The 16576-nt window shown below is 52.8% G+C and carries 11 protein-coding genes; 9 read left to right on the forward strand and 2 right to left on the reverse strand.

Features of this window, described 5'->3' with window-relative positions:
- Positions 1–25 precede the first annotated feature (25 nt).
- The 8 genes from LJ046_RS02825 to LJ046_RS02860 all read left to right on the forward strand — a co-directional run bounded on the left by LJ046_RS02825 (position 26) and on the right by LJ046_RS02860 (position 11176).
- A complete protein-coding gene (locus LJ046_RS02825; RefSeq protein WP_002877818.1) occupies positions 26–1681 on the forward strand; it encodes an alpha-glucosidase in 1656 nt (551 codons plus the stop codon).
- A 54-nt stretch (positions 1682–1735) separates the two neighbouring features.
- Positions 1736–3439 carry a glycoside hydrolase family 13 protein gene (locus tag LJ046_RS02830; protein ID WP_002877819.1) on the forward strand — a complete coding sequence of 568 codons (1704 nt, stop codon included), beginning with the start codon at positions 1736–1738 and terminating at the stop codon, positions 3437–3439.
- A 93-nt stretch (positions 3440–3532) separates the two neighbouring features.
- Positions 3533–5809, forward strand: a complete 2277-nt coding sequence (locus tag LJ046_RS02835; RefSeq protein ID WP_002877822.1) for a glycoside hydrolase family 65 protein — start codon at positions 3533–3535, stop codon at positions 5807–5809.
- On the forward strand, positions 5794–6459 hold the full coding sequence (pgmB, locus tag LJ046_RS02840) for a beta-phosphoglucomutase (RefSeq protein WP_002877823.1): 666 nt from the start codon (positions 5794–5796) through the stop codon (positions 6457–6459). Before LJ046_RS02835 ends, pgmB begins: the two co-directional genes overlap by 16 nt.
- A gap of 10 nt (positions 6460–6469) precedes the next feature.
- A complete protein-coding gene (locus tag LJ046_RS02845) occupies positions 6470–7576 on the forward strand; it encodes an ABC transporter ATP-binding protein (RefSeq protein ID WP_002877826.1) in 1107 nt (368 codons plus the stop codon).
- Positions 7577–7686: 110 nt separating this feature from the next.
- Positions 7687–8904 (forward strand): extracellular solute-binding protein, encoded by a 1218-nt coding sequence (locus LJ046_RS02850; protein WP_035176490.1) that lies wholly within the window; start codon positions 7687–7689, stop codon positions 8902–8904.
- Positions 8905–8957: 53 nt separating this feature from the next.
- Positions 8958–10316 (forward strand): carbohydrate ABC transporter permease, encoded by a 1359-nt coding sequence (locus tag LJ046_RS02855; RefSeq protein WP_002877834.1) that lies wholly within the window; start codon positions 8958–8960, stop codon positions 10314–10316.
- A gap of 2 nt (positions 10317–10318) precedes the next feature.
- A complete protein-coding gene (locus LJ046_RS02860) occupies positions 10319–11176 on the forward strand; it encodes a sugar ABC transporter permease (protein WP_002877836.1) in 858 nt (285 codons plus the stop codon).
- Between the two features lie 151 nt (positions 11177–11327).
- On the opposite strand, the gene LJ046_RS02865 is transcribed toward LJ046_RS02860, so the two are convergent.
- A complete protein-coding gene (locus tag LJ046_RS02865; RefSeq protein ID WP_002877837.1) occupies positions 11328–14333 on the reverse strand; it encodes a glycoside hydrolase family 31 family protein in 3006 nt (1001 codons plus the stop codon).
- 547 nt (positions 14334–14880) lie between these two features.
- Between LJ046_RS02865 and nagA the strand changes: the two genes are divergently transcribed.
- Positions 14881–16029: an N-acetylglucosamine-6-phosphate deacetylase gene (nagA, locus tag LJ046_RS02870; RefSeq protein WP_002877838.1), complete on the forward strand. Its 1149-nt coding sequence runs from the start codon at positions 14881–14883 to the stop codon at positions 16027–16029.
- 70 nt (positions 16030–16099) lie between these two features.
- Here nagA and LJ046_RS02875 read toward each other — a convergent pair whose 3' ends face one another.
- The gene (locus tag LJ046_RS02875) at positions 16100–16573 is read right to left on the reverse strand and encodes a nucleoside 2-deoxyribosyltransferase (RefSeq protein WP_002877839.1); all 474 of its coding nucleotides are present in this window, start codon (positions 16571–16573) and stop codon (positions 16100–16102) included.
- Positions 16574–16576: the final 3 nt, after the last annotated feature.

Raw genomic sequence — 16576 nt, forward strand, 5'->3', positions numbered from 1 at the left:
AATTTTTACTGGAGGAAAAAGAAACATGACTAAGCAGGATGCATGGCAAAAGAAGGCCATTATTTACCAGATTTACCCGAAATCATTTCAAGACAGCAACGGCGACGGCATCGGCGACTTAAACGGTGTCCGCCAGCGGATCCCTTACTTAAAGCAGCTGGGCATCACCGCCGTTTGGCTGAATCCGATCTACCAGTCACCGGGCATTGACAACGGCTATGACGTCAGCGACTACTACAAGATTGACCCGGTCATGGGGACCATGGCAGACTTTGAAGCACTTGTCACCGATTTGCACCAGGCTGGGATCAAGCTGATCATGGACTTCGTCTTAAACCACACGTCTGACCAGCACCCTTGGTTCAAGGCCGCGGTCAGTGACCCAGCCAGCCCTTACCGGGACTACTACATTTTTGCCGGTAAAAACGGTGTCCGGCCGAACAATTGGGGCAGCTTCTTTGGCGGCAGCTGCTGGGCAGCAGACCCGGCCGGAACGGGCCAGTCTTATTTCCACCTTTTTGCCAAGGAAATGCCGGATTTGAATTGGAAGAATCCGGCTGTCCGCGAGGAAATGTTCAAGGCGGCTGAGTTCTGGCTCAAGAAGGGGGTCGATGGCCTGCGCCTGGATGCCTTCATCCACATCGCCAAGGCCGACCTGCGCCAGTCCTACCCAAGTGAGGACGATAAGCCGATTATCGCGGAAGACTTTTTCGCCAACCGGCCGGAAGTGCAGGAATGGCTGGCGCCTTTCTGTGCCCGCCTGCGGGAAGAATTTCCGGACCTCCTGCTTTTGGGGGAAGCAGCCAGCGCCAGCATCAACCTGGCGGTCGACTACACCGATCCTAAGCGAAATTTGATGGACTCAGTCATTACCTTCCGCTACTTTACGGAAAAAGAAGATTCCGTTAACCCAGACTTCAGCGGCCAATACCAACCAAAAGAGTTTGACTGGCTGGCCTTTAAGCAAAACCAAACCGTCTGGCAGCAGACCTTGTCAGCCGCGCCGACCCTGTACTGGAGCAACCATGACATGGCCCGCCTGGCCACCCGGGTCGCCAAGACCCCGGTCCAGCAGCGGTCTTTGGCCATGGCCATGTACCTGGAGCGGGGGATCCCGGTGATTTACTACGGGGAAGAATTAGGCCTGCACAATCTGGAATTTGATAATGCAGACCAGTTTGCCGATGAGACGGTGGCTGACTTCGTTAAGGAAGCTGGCGAGGCCGGGGTAGACGAAAAGACGGCCCTGGAAATGGCCAGCCAGACCCACAAATTGCCGGCCCGGGGACCAATGCCTTGGGACGACAGCCAGTATGGCGGCTTTAGCACTGCTGAGCCTTGGCTGACGGGCAGAAGCCGGGACAAGGTCAGCGTGGCCAGCGAAGACGCGGACCCAGCCAGCATGCTCAACTTCTACCGGCAGCTGTTGAAATTGAAGCAGACGCCTTTGTTTACCAAGGGCAGCTACTACCTGCTGGATACCAAAGCAGACCTCCTGGTCTACCAGCGGGATTTAGGGGATGACCGGGCTTTAGTGGTTGTTTCCCTCAGCGCCAAGAAGGAGCACTTGACCCTGCCAGAAGAACTGACTCCGGTCTTAACCGCCGGCAGCATCAACCTGCAGGGCAAGGAACTGACCCTGATGCCTTTTGCCGGGGTAGTTTTGCAAAAGAAAAAATAAGCAATAAAACAAGTAATAACCAACGTGATGATTTTTTAGCGAGGAAACAGAAAAATGCAAACAGCAGCAGTTAGACACAGACCTGAAAGCGAAGATTGCTACCTGGTGACGACGGAGACCATGAAGCTACGCCTGCACACGGGCCGCGACGTCAAGGCTGTCTACGTTCACTATTGCGACGTCCACGAACCCTTGGCCAACTTGAAAAAGCAGTCCATGGACCTGGCCGGCCACGGCCAAGTAAACGACTACTGGGAAACGACGGTGACCTTGCCTTTGCACCGGGCCCAGTACGTCTTTGAAATTCACGGTGAAGACGGCGAGGAATGGGTTTATGGTGACCGGGGCTTCAGAAAGAACGAAAAGGAAAGCTACGAGGACCCGAACAACTACTTCAAGCTCCCTTACTTCCACGCGGTCGACATGACCAAGAGCCCGGACTGGGTCAAGGAAACGGTTTGGTACCAGATCTTCCCGGAACGCTTTGCCAACGGGGACAAGAGCAATGACCCGGAGGGCGTTAAGGACTGGAATCCAAGCGACCACCCAGGCCGGGAAGACTACTACGGCGGTGACCTGCAAGGGGTGCTGGACCACTTGGACTACTTGCAGGACTTGGGAATTAATGGCCTGTACTTCTGCCCGATCTTCAAGGCCAGCTCCAACCACAAGTACGACACGATCGACTACCTGGAAATCGACCCGGACTTTGGGGACAAGCAGCTTTTTGCCCGCTTGGTCAACGAAGCCCACGCCCGGGGGATGAAGGTCATGCTGGACGCGGTCTTCAATCACATGGGCGACTCCTCCATGCAGTGGCAGGATGTCGTAAAAAACGGCCCTAATTCCCGCTTTGCCAACTGGTTCCACATCAACCGCTTCCCGGTTGAACCGTATGACCCAGCCGATCCAAGCTACGAGACTTTTGCCTTTGAAAAGCACATGCCGAAATTGAATACCGCCAACCCGGAAGTCGTGGACTACCTTTTGACGATCGCGACCTACTGGGTCAAGGAATTCGATATCGATGCCTGGCGGCTTGACGTGGCTGACGAAGTCGACCATCAATTCTGGAAGAAGTTCAAGGCCGCTGTTACGGCCATTAAGCCGGACTTCTACGTCCTGGGCGAATCCTGGCACTCCAGCCAGTCCTGGCTGAACGGGGATGAATTCTCCGGTACCATGAACTACCCATTCACCGGCCAGATTGCTGACCACTTCCTTAAGGGGACGCAGGACGCCAAGACCATGACCGAATTATTGACTGACCAGCTCTTCTTATACAGAGAGCAGAGCAATTCAGCCATGCTGAACGTTTTGGACTCCCATGACACTGCCCGGATCAAGACGGTGGCCGGTGAAGATGAAGACAAGGCCCTGCAGGCTCTGGCCTTCACCTTCATGCAAACCGGTTCTCCGTGCATCTACTACGGGACGGAAATGGGCATGAGCGGGGACAACGACCCTGACTGCCGCAAGCCAATGGACTGGAGCCAGGCAGGCAGTCCGGTCTGGCAGGCAGTTCAAGCGATCATCGCCTTCCGCCGCCAGCACTGGGAAAGCCTGAGCAAGGGGCAGACCTGGCTGGAAGTTGAAGAAAACGGTTTGATCCATGTTAAGCGGACCGGCAAGGAAACGATCGAAGGCTGGTTCAACACGACCGGGCAAGCCGTCAACTTAAGCGCGGAAGCCACTTTGAGCCGGGGCTATGAAGCTGGCCAGCTGGCAAGCAAGGGCTATGTTCTGAGTGTGAAATAGAAGCTGTTAACGGTAACATAAAAACAAAGTTTGTTAACGTTTGCATGTTAGCTGATAATGATTACAGAATGATTTGAGCGAGGAAGAACAGTGATGAAAAGAATTTTTGAAATTGATCCCTGGAAATTGACCAGTCATACCTTTTCAAAAGAAGACAAGCGTCTTCAAGAAAGCATGACTTCAATCGGCAACGAATACATGGGCTTGCGCGGCAACTTTGAAGAAGGTTACAGCGGCGACAGCCTGCAAGGCACCTACTACGCCGGCGTTTGGTTTCCGGACAAGACCCGGGTCGGCTGGTGGAAGAACGGTTACCCTGACTACTTCGGCAAGACTTTGAACGCCCCAAGCTTCATTGACCTGCCAGTGACCATCAACGGCCACAAGCTGGACCTGGCAACTGATAAAATCAGTGACTTCAGCTTGAGCCTGGACATGCATCAGGGTTTGCTCACAAGAAGTTTTATTTATGAAGGCAAGGGCTGCCGGGTTCAATTTACTTTCACCCGCTTCCTTAGTTCCGTCATCAAGGAAGCTGCCTTGATCAAGGTCAAGGCCACTGTCCTCAGTGGTGAGGCTGACCTACAGATTGCCAGCCACTTGAACGGGAACGTGGTCAACGAAGACAGCAACTACGAAGAAGGCTTCTGGGATGCCTTAAATGAAGACGCTAACGGCCGCAGCATCCAGCTGCGGACCAAGCCAAACAACTTCGGCACTCCGCAATTCACGGTTCTCTTGAAGGAAGTTACCCGGGAAGACGGGGAAGTCATTTCCGGTGACGTGACGACCGCCAGCGGTGAAGTCAGCGAACTGTTCGCTAAGACTTTGACCAGCGGCCAAAGCTGGGAACTGGAAAAGGACGTCATCGTCATCACCAGCCGGGACGTGGCTGATGAAGAACAAGCCGCCAAGGCTGACGAATTGATGGCCAAATTGACCAGCAAGACTTTTGCCCAGAACCTGGCCGACCATGAAGCTGTCTGGGACAAGCGCTGGGCAAGCTGTGACGTGACGATTGACGGTGATCCGGCCGCTCAGCAGGGGATCCGTTTCAACATCCTCCAGCTCTTCATGACCTACTACGGCCGTGACCCGCGCCTTAATATCGGGCCGAAGGGCTTTACCGGTGAAAAGTACGGCGGTGCTACTTACTGGGATACTGAAGCCTTCATCGTGCCAATGTACCTGGCCGTAGCGCCTAAGGAAGTTACAAAGTCCCTCTTGGAATACCGGCACGAACAATTGCCCGGTGCCTTCCATAACGCCCGCCAGCAAGGCTTGAAGGGTGCCCTCTTCCCAATGGTTACCTTCAACGGGATTGAATGCCACAACGAGTGGGAAATCACTTTTGAAGAAATCCACCGGAACGCGGACATTCCATTTGCTATCTACCAATACACCCGCTACACGGGCGACGACTCCTACGTCAAGGATGAAGGCATGGATGTCCTGGTTTCAACCGCCCGCTTCTGGGCTGACCGGGTCCACTTTTCCAAGCGCAAGGGCCAGTACATGATCCACGGGGTAACCGGTCCTAACGAATACGAAAACAACGTTAACAACAACTGGTTTACCAACACCATGGCCAAGTGGCTTCTGGGCTACACCCTGGAACGCTGGCCACTGGCCACTGAAGCAGCCAAGAAGCGCCTGCAGGTAACTGACGAAGAACTGGCCAAGTGGCAAGACATCGTCGACCGGATGTACCTGCCGGAAGACAAGGAGCTGGGCATCTTCGTCCAACACGACACTTACTTGGATAAGGACCTCAGAAACAAGGACACCATCCCGGCTGACCAATTGCCACTGAACCAGCACTGGTCCTGGGACAAGATCCTGCGGTCACCGTTCATCAAGCAAGCCGACGTTTTGCAAGGGATCTACTTCTTGAACGACCACTACACCAAGGAAGAAAAGGAAAGGAACTACGACTTCTACGAACCAATGACGGTTCACGAAAGTTCCTTGAGCCCGTCAATTCACGCCATCCTGGCTGCTGAACTGGGCAAGCAGGACAAGGCGGTTGAATTTTACGAACGGACTGCCCGCTTGGACCTGGACAACTACAACAACGACACGGTTGACGGCCTGCACATCACTTCCATGAGCGGGAGCTGGCTGGCCATCGTGCAAGGCTTTGCCGGCATGCGCTACAACGAAGACGGCATCAGCTTTGCCCCATTCCTGCCGAAGAAGTGGTCCAGCTACAGCTTTAAGATCAACTACCGCGGCCGCATCTTGGCCCTGGAGGTTGAAAAGGACAAGGAAGTCAAGCTGACCCTTCTCTCTGGTGAAGACTTGCCAGTCAAGGTTTGGGACCAAGAAGTAACTCTGAAAGAAGGACAAAGCCAATGCTTAAAGGATTAATTTTTGACCTGGACGGGGTCATCACTGACTCAGCAGTCTACCACCTCAAGGCTTGGCAAGACCTGGCCCGCAGTATCGGGATCGAACTGCCGGAAGAATTCGGTGACAAGCTGCGCGGCTTGTCCAGAATGGATTCCCTGGAAATCATCCTGGAATACGGGCACAAGGAAAATGACTACAGCCAGGAAGAAAAAGAAGCCCTGGCAGCCAAGAAGAACGCGGCTTACGTGAACGCGGTCAAGAACATGACCCGGGCCGACATCTTGCCAAAGATGGACGATCTGCTCAAGCAGGCCAAGGGCCAAGGGCTGAAGCTGGCTCTGGCCTCAGCTTCCAAGAACGCTTCTTTGATCTTGAAGCAGCTGGGACTTGCAGACATGTTTGATGCCCGGGTTGACCCGGCTACCCTCAAGCACGGCAAGCCGGATCCGGAAATCTACATCCGGGCCCAGGAACTGCTTGGTTTGGAGAAGAATGAAGTAATTTCTTTTGAAGACGCGCCAGCAGGCGTAGCGGCAATCAAGGCGGCCGGCCAGTTCGCGGTCGGGATTGGCGATCCGATCGTTTTGAAGGGGGCCGACTACATCGTTGGTTCAACCAGCGCCTTAGATTTGACCGAGATTGAGAAAGTTTTTGAAGCAGGGAATTAGGTAAGAAAAAATGGTGAAAATCAACTTAAATCACATCTACAAGAAGTATCCAAACGCGGATGACTACTCAGTTTCAGACTTTGACCTGCACATTGGCGACCATGAATTCATCGTCTTTGTCGGCCCGTCTGGCTGTGGTAAGTCAACGACCTTGCGGATGATTGCCGGCTTGGAAGACATCACTGAAGGGACTTTGGAAATCGGCGGCAAGGTCATGAACGATGTGGCTCCCCGCGACCGCCACATCGCCATGGTTTTCCAGAACTACGCCCTTTACCCGCATATGACGGTTTACGACAACATGGCATTCAGCTTGAAGCTGCGCCACTACGAGAAGGCCGACATCGACAAGCGGGTCAAGAACGCCGCTGAAGTCCTGGGCCTGGCCCACTTGCTGGAACGGCGTCCAGCCGACTTGTCCGGTGGTCAAAGACAGCGGGTTGCCTTGGGGAGAGCGATCGTGCGTGACGCCCCGATCTTCCTGATGGACGAACCTCTGTCCAACCTTGACGCCAAGCTCCGTGTCTCCACGCGGGCGGAAATCGCCAAGCTGCACCAGAACTTGAAGACGACCACCATCTACGTTACCCACGACCAAACTGAAGCCATGACTCTGGCTGACCGGATTGTTGTCATGAACGCCGGCCGGATCCAGCAGATCGGGACGCCGAAGGAAGTCTACAACAAGCCAGCCAACCAATTCGTTGCCGGCTTCATCGGGTCACCGCAGATGAACTTCTTCAACGTGACCTACAAGGACGATTACATCGACGACGGCCAGGGCATCAAGCTCGAGGTGCCGGAAGGCCGGGCCAAGGTTCTGGATGCCAAGGGCTACAACGGCAAGGCTATTGTGATGGGCCTGCGGCCGGAAGACATCCACATGGAAGAAGCCTTCCTGGAAACCTGGCCGGAAGCAGTCGTTTCCGCCAAGGTTGTCGTTTCCGAATTGCTGGGTGCAACCAGCCAGCTCTACATGAACGTTGACAAGACCGAATTCGTCGGCGTTGTCAACGCCCGTGATTTCCACAAGCCAGGTGACATCGTCAAGGCAGGTTTCAACCTGAACAACGCCCACTTCTTTGACAAGGAAACGCAAGTAACGATTACCGATTAATTCCAGCAAATATCGGACGCTTAAGAAAAATTAATTCAGCTAATCACCTTGCAGCTAAAGGCTGCAAGTTGATGTAAAAAATAAACAATTGTTTGTTTAGGAGGAAAAAAATGAGTTTCTTTAAAAAGGCTGCTTTGAGCAGCGCGGCAGTATTGGCTGCCTTGAGTTTGTCAGCATGCTCCAAGAGCAGCAGTAGTTCATCATCAACTGCCGACAAGAAGGCATCATTGACTTTGTGGGTAGACACTCAACAAGTATCCTACTACAAGGACATTGCTAAGGACTTCCACAAGAAGTATCCAAACATTACCGTTAAGGTTACCCAAAGTCCTAACGGTTCCGCTAACGCCAAGACTGACGTTGGTAAGGATGCTTCCAAAGCAGCCGACGTCTTTGAAGTTCCAAACGACCAATTAGGCCAAATGGCAAACGCTGGTTACATCAACCCGCTATCACCAAGTGACACTGCCAACATCAAGAAGAACTATGTCAGCCAGGCTTACAAGGGTGTTACCTGGAAGGGCAAGGTTTACGCTTACCCATACGCTCAACAAGCCGACACGATTTACTACAACAAGTCCAAGCTGTCAGCTAATGATGTTAAGGACTGGGACACTTTGACTTCCAAGGGTGTTCTGGCTACTGACTTCACCAACGCTTACACCATGTGGCCAATCTTCTTCTCAGCTGGCACTACCCTGTACGGGGAAAACGGTGAAAGCCTAAAGGGGTCAACTTTCAACAGCCAAAACGGTGTCAACGCTTTGACTTGGATTGCCAAGCAAAAGAGCAACAAGGGCGTAATGCAAACTTCAAACGCTTTGAACCAATTGAATAAGGGCAATGCTGACGCCATCATGGACGGCCCATGGGACGCTGCCAACATCAAGAAGATCTTGGGCAAGAACTTCGCTGTTGCCAAGTACCCAACTGTAACTGTCGGCGGCAAGAAGAAGCAATTGGAAGCCTTCCTGGGTATCGAAGGTTTCGCGATTAACTCCCACACTTCAAACGCCAAGGCCGCTTCAGAATTGGCTGCTTACATCACCAACAAGAAGTCACAATTGATCGCCCACGAAAAGGCTGGTCAAATCCCAGTTTTGAAGAGCGCTGTTAACTCAAGTGCCGTGCAAAACGACCCAGTTGCCAAGTACGTTATCGAAATGGCGCAACCAGGCAACTCAGTTCTGCAACCAAAGCTGCCGCAAATGGCAACCTTCTGGGACGGTGCAGCTCCTCTGATCAGCGGTACCTACGACGGCAAGATCAAGCCCAGCCAATACAAGGCGCAACTTGCCAAGTTCTCAAAGAAGATTTCTCAAAAGTAATTTAATTAAGCAGCAACAACTTTAATTAAGCTTGAGAAGGAGAGTAATGAAAAATGTTTAAAAGAAAAGGACATGTTCCTCCGACAGCCAGCTACAAAGAAGTCTGGTCCAAGGGGGACGTGGCTGACAAGCTGTCCTTCTTCTTCATGGGCGTCAGCGCCCTGAAGAATAAGCAGTGGGCCAAGGGTCTCAGCCTACTGATCAGTGAAATTGTTTTCCTGGTCTGGTTTATCTTTAGCGGGGTCAGTGCCCTCAGCATGCTGAGCAACCTTGGGGAAAACAAGACCAAGAAGGTTGTCTTTGACCAAGCGCAAGGCGTTTACGTGACCAAACAGCCAGACAACTCAGTCTTGATCCTCCTCTTCGGGATCATGGCCCTCTTCCTGGTCATCGGTTTCATCTGCCTCTATGTCACCAACTTGCGCTCAACCCGGGCCAACTACATCAAGAAGCGTGATGGCAAGCACATTGCCACCAACAAGGAAGAACTGGCCAGCCTGCTGGACTCCCGCCTGCATGCGGCCTTAATGTTCATTCCTGTGCTGGGGATTCTCCTCTTCACTGTTTTGCCAACTGTCTTCATGATTTCCATGGCCTTTACTAACTACGACCGCCAACACCCGATCGGCTTCTCCTGGACTGGTTTCCAGGCCTTCGGCAATGTTTTGAGCGGGGACCTGGCCGGGACTTTCTTCCCTGTCCTGGGCTGGACCTTGATCTGGGCCGTAGCTGCCACGGCAACCACCTTCTTAGGTGGGGTTCTCCTGGCCCTCTTGATTGAATCCAAGGGGATCAAGCACCGGAAAGTATGGCGGACGATCTTCATCGTGGTTTACGCCGTACCGCAATTCGTTTCCTTGCTGCTGATCGCGCAATTCCTGGACGCGCAGGGGCCTTTGAATACCCTGTTGCAAAACTGGGGCTGGATCTCAGGGCCGCTTCACTTCATCGACAATGAAGCTGCCCCTTGGGTAGCCCGGCTGACGGTTATCATCGTCAACATGTGGATTGGTATTCCGGTTTCCATGCTGGTTTCCATGGCGATTATCCAAAACCTGCCACAAGACCAGATTGAAGCCGCGAGAATCGACGGGGCTAACGTCTTCCAGATTTTCCACAACATTACCTTCCCGCAGATCCTCTTTGTGATGGGTCCGTCCTTGATCCAGCAATTCATCGGCAATATCAACAACTTCAACGTTATCTTCCTGTTGACTGGTGGTAAGCCAATGAACAACAACTACAACGGTGCCGGCTCAACCGACCTTCTGGTCAACTGGCTCTACAACCTGACCTTCGGTCAGCAGCAGCGCTACAACGCCTCAGCCGTTCTGGGCATCTTGATCTTCATCTTGAGTGCGACGATTTCCTTGATCGCTTATCGTCACACCACTGCGTTTAAGGAGGGATAAAATTGAAGTCTTACTCTAACCAGAGAAAAGTATCCCTTTTCTTCAGATATTTATTGCTGACGATTTTAGCAATTTTGTGGCTGATCCCCATCCTCTGGATCGTTTTGGCCAGCTTCTCATACAACGATACTGGCTTTATCTCAACTTTCTTCCCTGAAAAATGGACCTTCCAGAACTATATCGGGATCTTTACCAACTCCCAGTTCCCATACCTGCACTGGATTATCAACACTTTGCTCGTGGCCATCATTTCCGCCACTCTGTCAACCTTCATCCAAATCACGGTTGCTTACGTCCTGTCCCGCTTACGCTTCAGACTCCGCAAGCCATTCTTGCAAATTGCCCTGGTTTTGGGCATGTTCCCTGGTTTCATGTCCATGATCGCCCTTTACTACATATTGAAGGGGCTGAACATGCTGAACCTGGGCGGCTTGATCCTGGTCTACGTCGGTGGTGCCGGCCTTGGCTTCTACGTTGCCAAGGGTTTCTTCGACACAATCCCGCGGTCACTGGATGAAGCAGCTGAACTGGATGGTGCAACCAAATGGCAGGTCTTCACTAAGATCGGCCTGCCGCTCTCCAAGCCAATGATCGTCTACACAGCTTTAACGACTTTCATGGCACCATGGGTAGACTTCATCTTCTCCGGGATCATCCTCTCAACTTCAGGTGACCCAAAGACCTACACGATCGCGTATGGTCTGTACAACATGCTTTCTTCTTCAAAGGGGAACGCGACGGCCTACTTCGCCCAATTCGTGGCTGGCTGTGTCGTCATCGCTATCCCAATCACGATCCTCTTCATCATCATGCAGAAGTTCTACGTCAGTGGGATTACTGTAGGTGCTGACAAGGGTTAACGCACAAACCCGAACAACATTTTATTTAATCCTTGCCTTCTCAGCGAAAAGAATCTGAGAATATCTCGGATTCGATTAAAGAAAAACAGTGGAAGCTTCCTTACGAAGCTTTCCACTGTTTTTTTGTCTAAAAATATCAAAAAATTACGGCTTATTTAAGGGGCCGGTAGAAGTCGATGCCACTGGCGGCAGCGTAATCGCCGGTCGTTTCCAGAATGCTGAGGCGGACAGCCTTGGCGCTGACCCCTCTGAGGCCGATAACCTTGTTCTTGCAGTCGCTGTTAAACTGGTAGTCAGTCCCGTAGCTGGTGAAGTTTTCCCCATCGGTGGAGATTTCCACCCGCATCCGCAAAGGCCGGCCATCCCGGCTGCTGGCTCTTGGCACGTAGATCAGCTTGTTTAATTCTGTTTGGTCCGGGAAGCTGAAGGTCAAAGTCAGCGGCTGGTCTTCGCTTGGTTTGCCCGTGCTTTGCCAGTCGGTTGCCGTTCTCCGGTCCAGGAGGTTTTTCAGCTGGTGGCCGCTTGCGCTTTCCTGGCTGGAAGTGACTTTGACATTGGAGATGATAAAGTCCCGCGGTTCCCGCTTGGTCTTGACCTGCAAGAGGTCGGACCATTCGGATACCTTGTAGCCAGCTTCATAGCGCAGGCGCAACCGGTAGCCAGTGTTGGCGGCCAGGTCGGTAAAGGTGAAGATGTTCCCGCTGATCCCGGTGTAGAGCAGGCCGTTCAATTCAATCTGGACACTAGGCGTCCGCTGGACCCACTTGACCGTCAAAGAGTGGGCACTGATCTTGTCCCGGTCGACTTCAACCTTGCCCGGCAGGGGCAGGGCGGCGTCGGTTATCTGGTGAACTAGCTGCTCATTGGCGAAGCGGAAGTTGTTGACCAGGATTTCCAGCTTTTCCTGCTTGATGTCCCGCTCCTGCAATTTGATGATCAAAGCCGGGCGAGGCGTTGCGCCCAAGTCCTTGAAGCCTTCCGGCCAGCAGAACTTGTTGTCGTAGTAGAAGCCTTCCTTGGCTCTTTGTAGGGTTTCCGGCGTGCCGTATTCAGTCAAGGTAACGACTTCCTCGTCGCCGGCCCGGAGCTGGATTTCATCTGGGTGCTGGTCACAGTATATATAAAAGAAGGTTTGCTCTTTAATGGCCATGTTCGGGTAGTAGCCGGTGGTCGGTTCGATGATCACGCGCAGCTTGCTGTCGGCCACATGGGTGCGGATGACGGTTTGGGCGCTGTTGTGCTTGTAGTCGTTTTGGTCGTTGTCGCTGTAGGTGCTGATGGTGGCGTCGCCTTGCGGGTAGAGAACGAAGCGCCGGCTGCCCAGGTCGAAGATGCTGCCGCCTCTGACGAAGACGGGCAATTGCCAAAGGGGGTACTTGCGCTGGTTGTAGACCCGGCCGCCCATCAAGCGGTCGCCGGTAAAGAGGTCGATCCAGACAGTCTGCTTGTCGGGCAGGTAGATCCGGTCGCGGACGCTTAGGCCTTGATTGTCAGACTTGCCGTTGACGATTGGAGCGACAAGCAATTGGTCGCCCAGCATGAATTCATCAGCAAAGTCCCGGCCGTAGCCAACCTGTTCATGCGGAAAGGCCATAAGCAGCGGCCGGACCAGGGGCAGGCCGTCCTGGGCCTGGCGGCTGAGGGCATAAAGGTAAGGCTTCAGCTGCTCACGCAGGCCGAGGTAGGCCTTCATGATCCGGGAGACCTTGTTGTTGAAGGCGAAAGGCGTCTTGCTGAGCGGGCTTTGGTCGTCAATGACGAAGAGAAGCGGGGTAAAGGTCTTCCATTCCAGGTCGCGGACGGCAACTTGGGCATTTTCCTGGCCGTGCTTGCCGCCGGCAGCGGCCCCAATGAAGGGCAGGCCAGACAAACCAGCACCTAATAAGGTAGAGATTTGCGTTTTGATGCTGGACCAGTCACCGCTGACATCGCCGAAGGCCAGGGCAGCCTGGCTTTGGTAAGGAAGGAGGCTGTCGCGGATCAGGGTAAGGGGCTTGGCTTTCGGATTTTCCTTAGCCAGGTCGGAATTGACGGCGGTCAAGTCGCTGCTTGGGTCGTCGACCGCGGCAAATTCGCTGTGGTGGGCTAAAGGCTGGCCCTTTTCACTCCAGAAGCCTGGATGGCAGTTGCGGCTTTGGGCATAGCTGGCAAAGGCGGCAAAGTCATCGGGCTTAGCGGCAGTTTGGCTTTCGTAGTTGGGGATGATCCAGGATAACGGGAAGCCCCAGCGCTGGTAGCGGTCCAGCATGGCCCGGGCGGAGAACTGGTAGTCCTTTTCCCCGTTTAAGCTTGGCAGGTGGCCGCTGTTTTCCGTCTTTCTTGTGTAGTAGCGGTTGTCTTCAAAGCGGACTGCTTCATGGCCCTTGCCGTCAGCTTCTTGCCAGGAGCCGTCAAGGAAGTTGCCGAGGTGGCCGAAGGAGAGGGCGTAGCTGGGCAGCATGAAGGGCTTGCCGGTCAAATAATAGAAGCTGGACAGCAATTCTTGCGGAGAGTTTCCTATTATATAGTAGCTGTCAAAGACCGGGGTCCGGTGGCTGAGGATGGTGAGCTGGGAATTTTGCCGGCCGAAGTCATAGTGGCCAGTCGCGGTCGTGTTGCGCAGTTCGGCAAAGCCGGCGTTGGTCCAGAAGAAAGGCACGGCAGCCAGAACGCCGTCAGCCCCGGTGATACCGTCGGTCTTGATGGTGATTTTTTCACCCTTGTGGCTGAAGTGGCCGTTTTGGACCCCGCCGCCGTAGTAGTATTCGTTTTGCCCTTGCTTCAGGATTTCGATGCTGTGCTTGTCGCTCAGTTCGAGGGCGGAAGCCTGGACCATCCGCGGCCGGTGGACAGACTCGTCAAAGATGCTGAAGCTGCCGGTTTTCTGCTGGAAAATCAACTTGCAGCTGCCGGTGGTGATGATGAACATGTCGCTGGTCGCGTGGGCCGTGGCCCGGGCGAAACATTGCGGGTCGGGCTCAATGCCTTTGACCAGCATGTCGTCAGTTTCGGCAAATTCTTGACTTGGATCCAGCCAGTAGCGGAAGATGCCATTAGCGATCAAGTAGACGCGGGCGATCTCGCCGGTCGCGTAATGAAGCTCATAGTAATTTTCACGCTTATTGACGCCAACCAGTTTTCCTAATTGATGTCTTGAATTTTGCAGGTCTGCAGTCATAATCTTTTTCCTTTATGTCATGAAATATCTAATCTAATTATAGCCAAAAAGCCGGTAAATTGGAAAAAATAGCCTATACCAGTTTGGGTAACCAGGAGACAGACAATTACCTTGTAGAAAAGAAGGAGTTTATTGCTCCTTAAATTATCTGGCTAACAAATATTATGAAGTCTTAAATTGTGACGACTTTCAAAAATTATATTTTAGTAATGCTAAAAAACGTGCTGGATTACTACTGGTGTAAATAAAAATGTGATACAAATGGTGTAATGGCACGATATAAATGGTGTAACTAACTACGGAAGAGCTGGCTGATCATCCTGTTTTTGATTTTGATTCGACTGGGTTTTTGCCTATGCTTATCTTTGGGTTAGATGAAGACCTGGTCCGGTCGCAGGGCTTTTTCTTCAAAGAATCCAATAGCTGATCTTTAACTGCCTGAAACGGGCAGTTTTATTTTTGCTCATTTTTTAGCAAAGCATTGACTAAAAGGCTTACAGAGTTAAGAATAATAGAAGGAAAAAGATTGTTTTACTAAGGAGAAAAAATGCGCTATTACATTCATGCTGATCAGTTTTACCTGCCAAATGGCCGGGAAAAAGGCGGCTATTTAGAGATTGTTGATGGTAAATTCGGGGCCTACCTGCCAGAAGGCAGCCAAGTGCCGGATGCGGTGGACTACACTGGCTTTAGCGTGGCAGCGGGCTATGTCGACACCCACATCCACGGTTCTGTTAAGGAAGACGTGATGAAGAGCGACTGGGAGGGAATCAACCGCCTGTCTGAAGCCTTGCTGAGTGCCGGGGTAACCAGCTGGCTGCCAACGACAGTGACCGCGTCCAGTGAGCAATTGGTTGAAGTCTGCCGGATGCTGGCTGCTCACCAAGGAGAAGAGAGCGGGGCTAAGATTCAAGGAATCCATTTTGAAGGCCCATTTTTTACGGGAGAACACGCGGGGGCGGAAAATCCAAAATACATGATGGATCCAAGCCCGGCAGAACTGGACAAGTGGCTGGAAGCGTCAAAGGGGATGCTGAAGAAGATCTCTCTTGCCCCAGAACGTCCAGGAACGCCAGCCTTCGTAAGCTACGCTGTCAGCCGGGGAGTCAAGGTAGCCCTGGGCCACTCTAGTGCCAGCTATGACCAGACTAAGGCAGCTGCACAGGCTGGGGCAACGATTTTTACTCACACCTTTAACGGGATGCCGGACTTCTCTCACAACCAGCCAAACATTGCCAACGCGGCCATGGCACTGGAGAACATGGACAACGAACTGATTGCTGATGGTCACCACGTCACGCCTAGCGCCATCAAGGCCCTGCTGGCGGCTAAAGGCAAGGACCATATTGTTTTGATCACTGACTGCATGGAAGCCGGGATGATGCCGGATGGCGACTACATGCTAGGGGAACTGCCGGTATACGTTAAGGACGGGATGGCACGCCTGAAGGAGGGCGACAACCTGGCCGGCAGCGTCTTGCAACTGAAGGACGGGGTGAAGAACCTGGTTGACTGGGGATTGGCTGGCAAGGAAGAGGCTGTGTTGATGGCCAGCTATAACCCGGCCCGCAGCCAAGGCCTGCTGGACAAGTGCGGGGCGATTCGTCCAGGCCTGCCAGCTGACTTCTTGATTTTGAAAGATGACATGTCCCTGGCGAAGACCTACTTGAATGGGGAAATTCGCTGGGAAGAATAATAAGTATAAAGAGAAAAAGCCTGTCTTCCAAAATTGCGGAAGGCAGGCTTTTTGTTAGATATAGTTGTTTTTAGTATACGGCACCTTCGTAGAAGTCAAAGCGCAGCTTGTTGAAGTTGAAGTCCTTCAGCTGGCTCATCTTGATCACGTTGTCGCTGACACCCCAGCTCATGAGGTTGATCGGCTTGCCGTAGTCTTCGTCCGGGATGACCAAAAGGACGTACTTGCCTTGGCTCAAGGCGTAACCCAGTTCCATGCCCAGGCCGACGTCTTCTTCGTCAGGGATGTAGACGCCCAGCATGACGTCGTTGGTCTTGATCCCGTTCAAGTCGTTGTTGTAGGTGGCCGTAGCCCAAACCTTGTCGTGCAGGTATTCCGGGTGTTCGTCAACCCGGATGCCCTTGTACTGGTTGTCCAGGGGAACGTAGCTGTTTTCCAGGTCAACCGTTGGGTTTTCCTTGAGGGCTTCCATGGCTTCCTTGTAGGCTTTGTTTTGGCGGTCAGTGAACCAGCCGGCACCGAAGTAGATCGTCTTTTTTGGCATATC

The sequence above is a fragment of the Lactobacillus delbrueckii subsp. jakobsenii ZN7a-9 = DSM 26046 genome (genome assembly GCF_001888925.1).
GTDB lineage: Bacteria > Bacillota > Bacilli > Lactobacillales > Lactobacillaceae > Lactobacillus > Lactobacillus delbrueckii.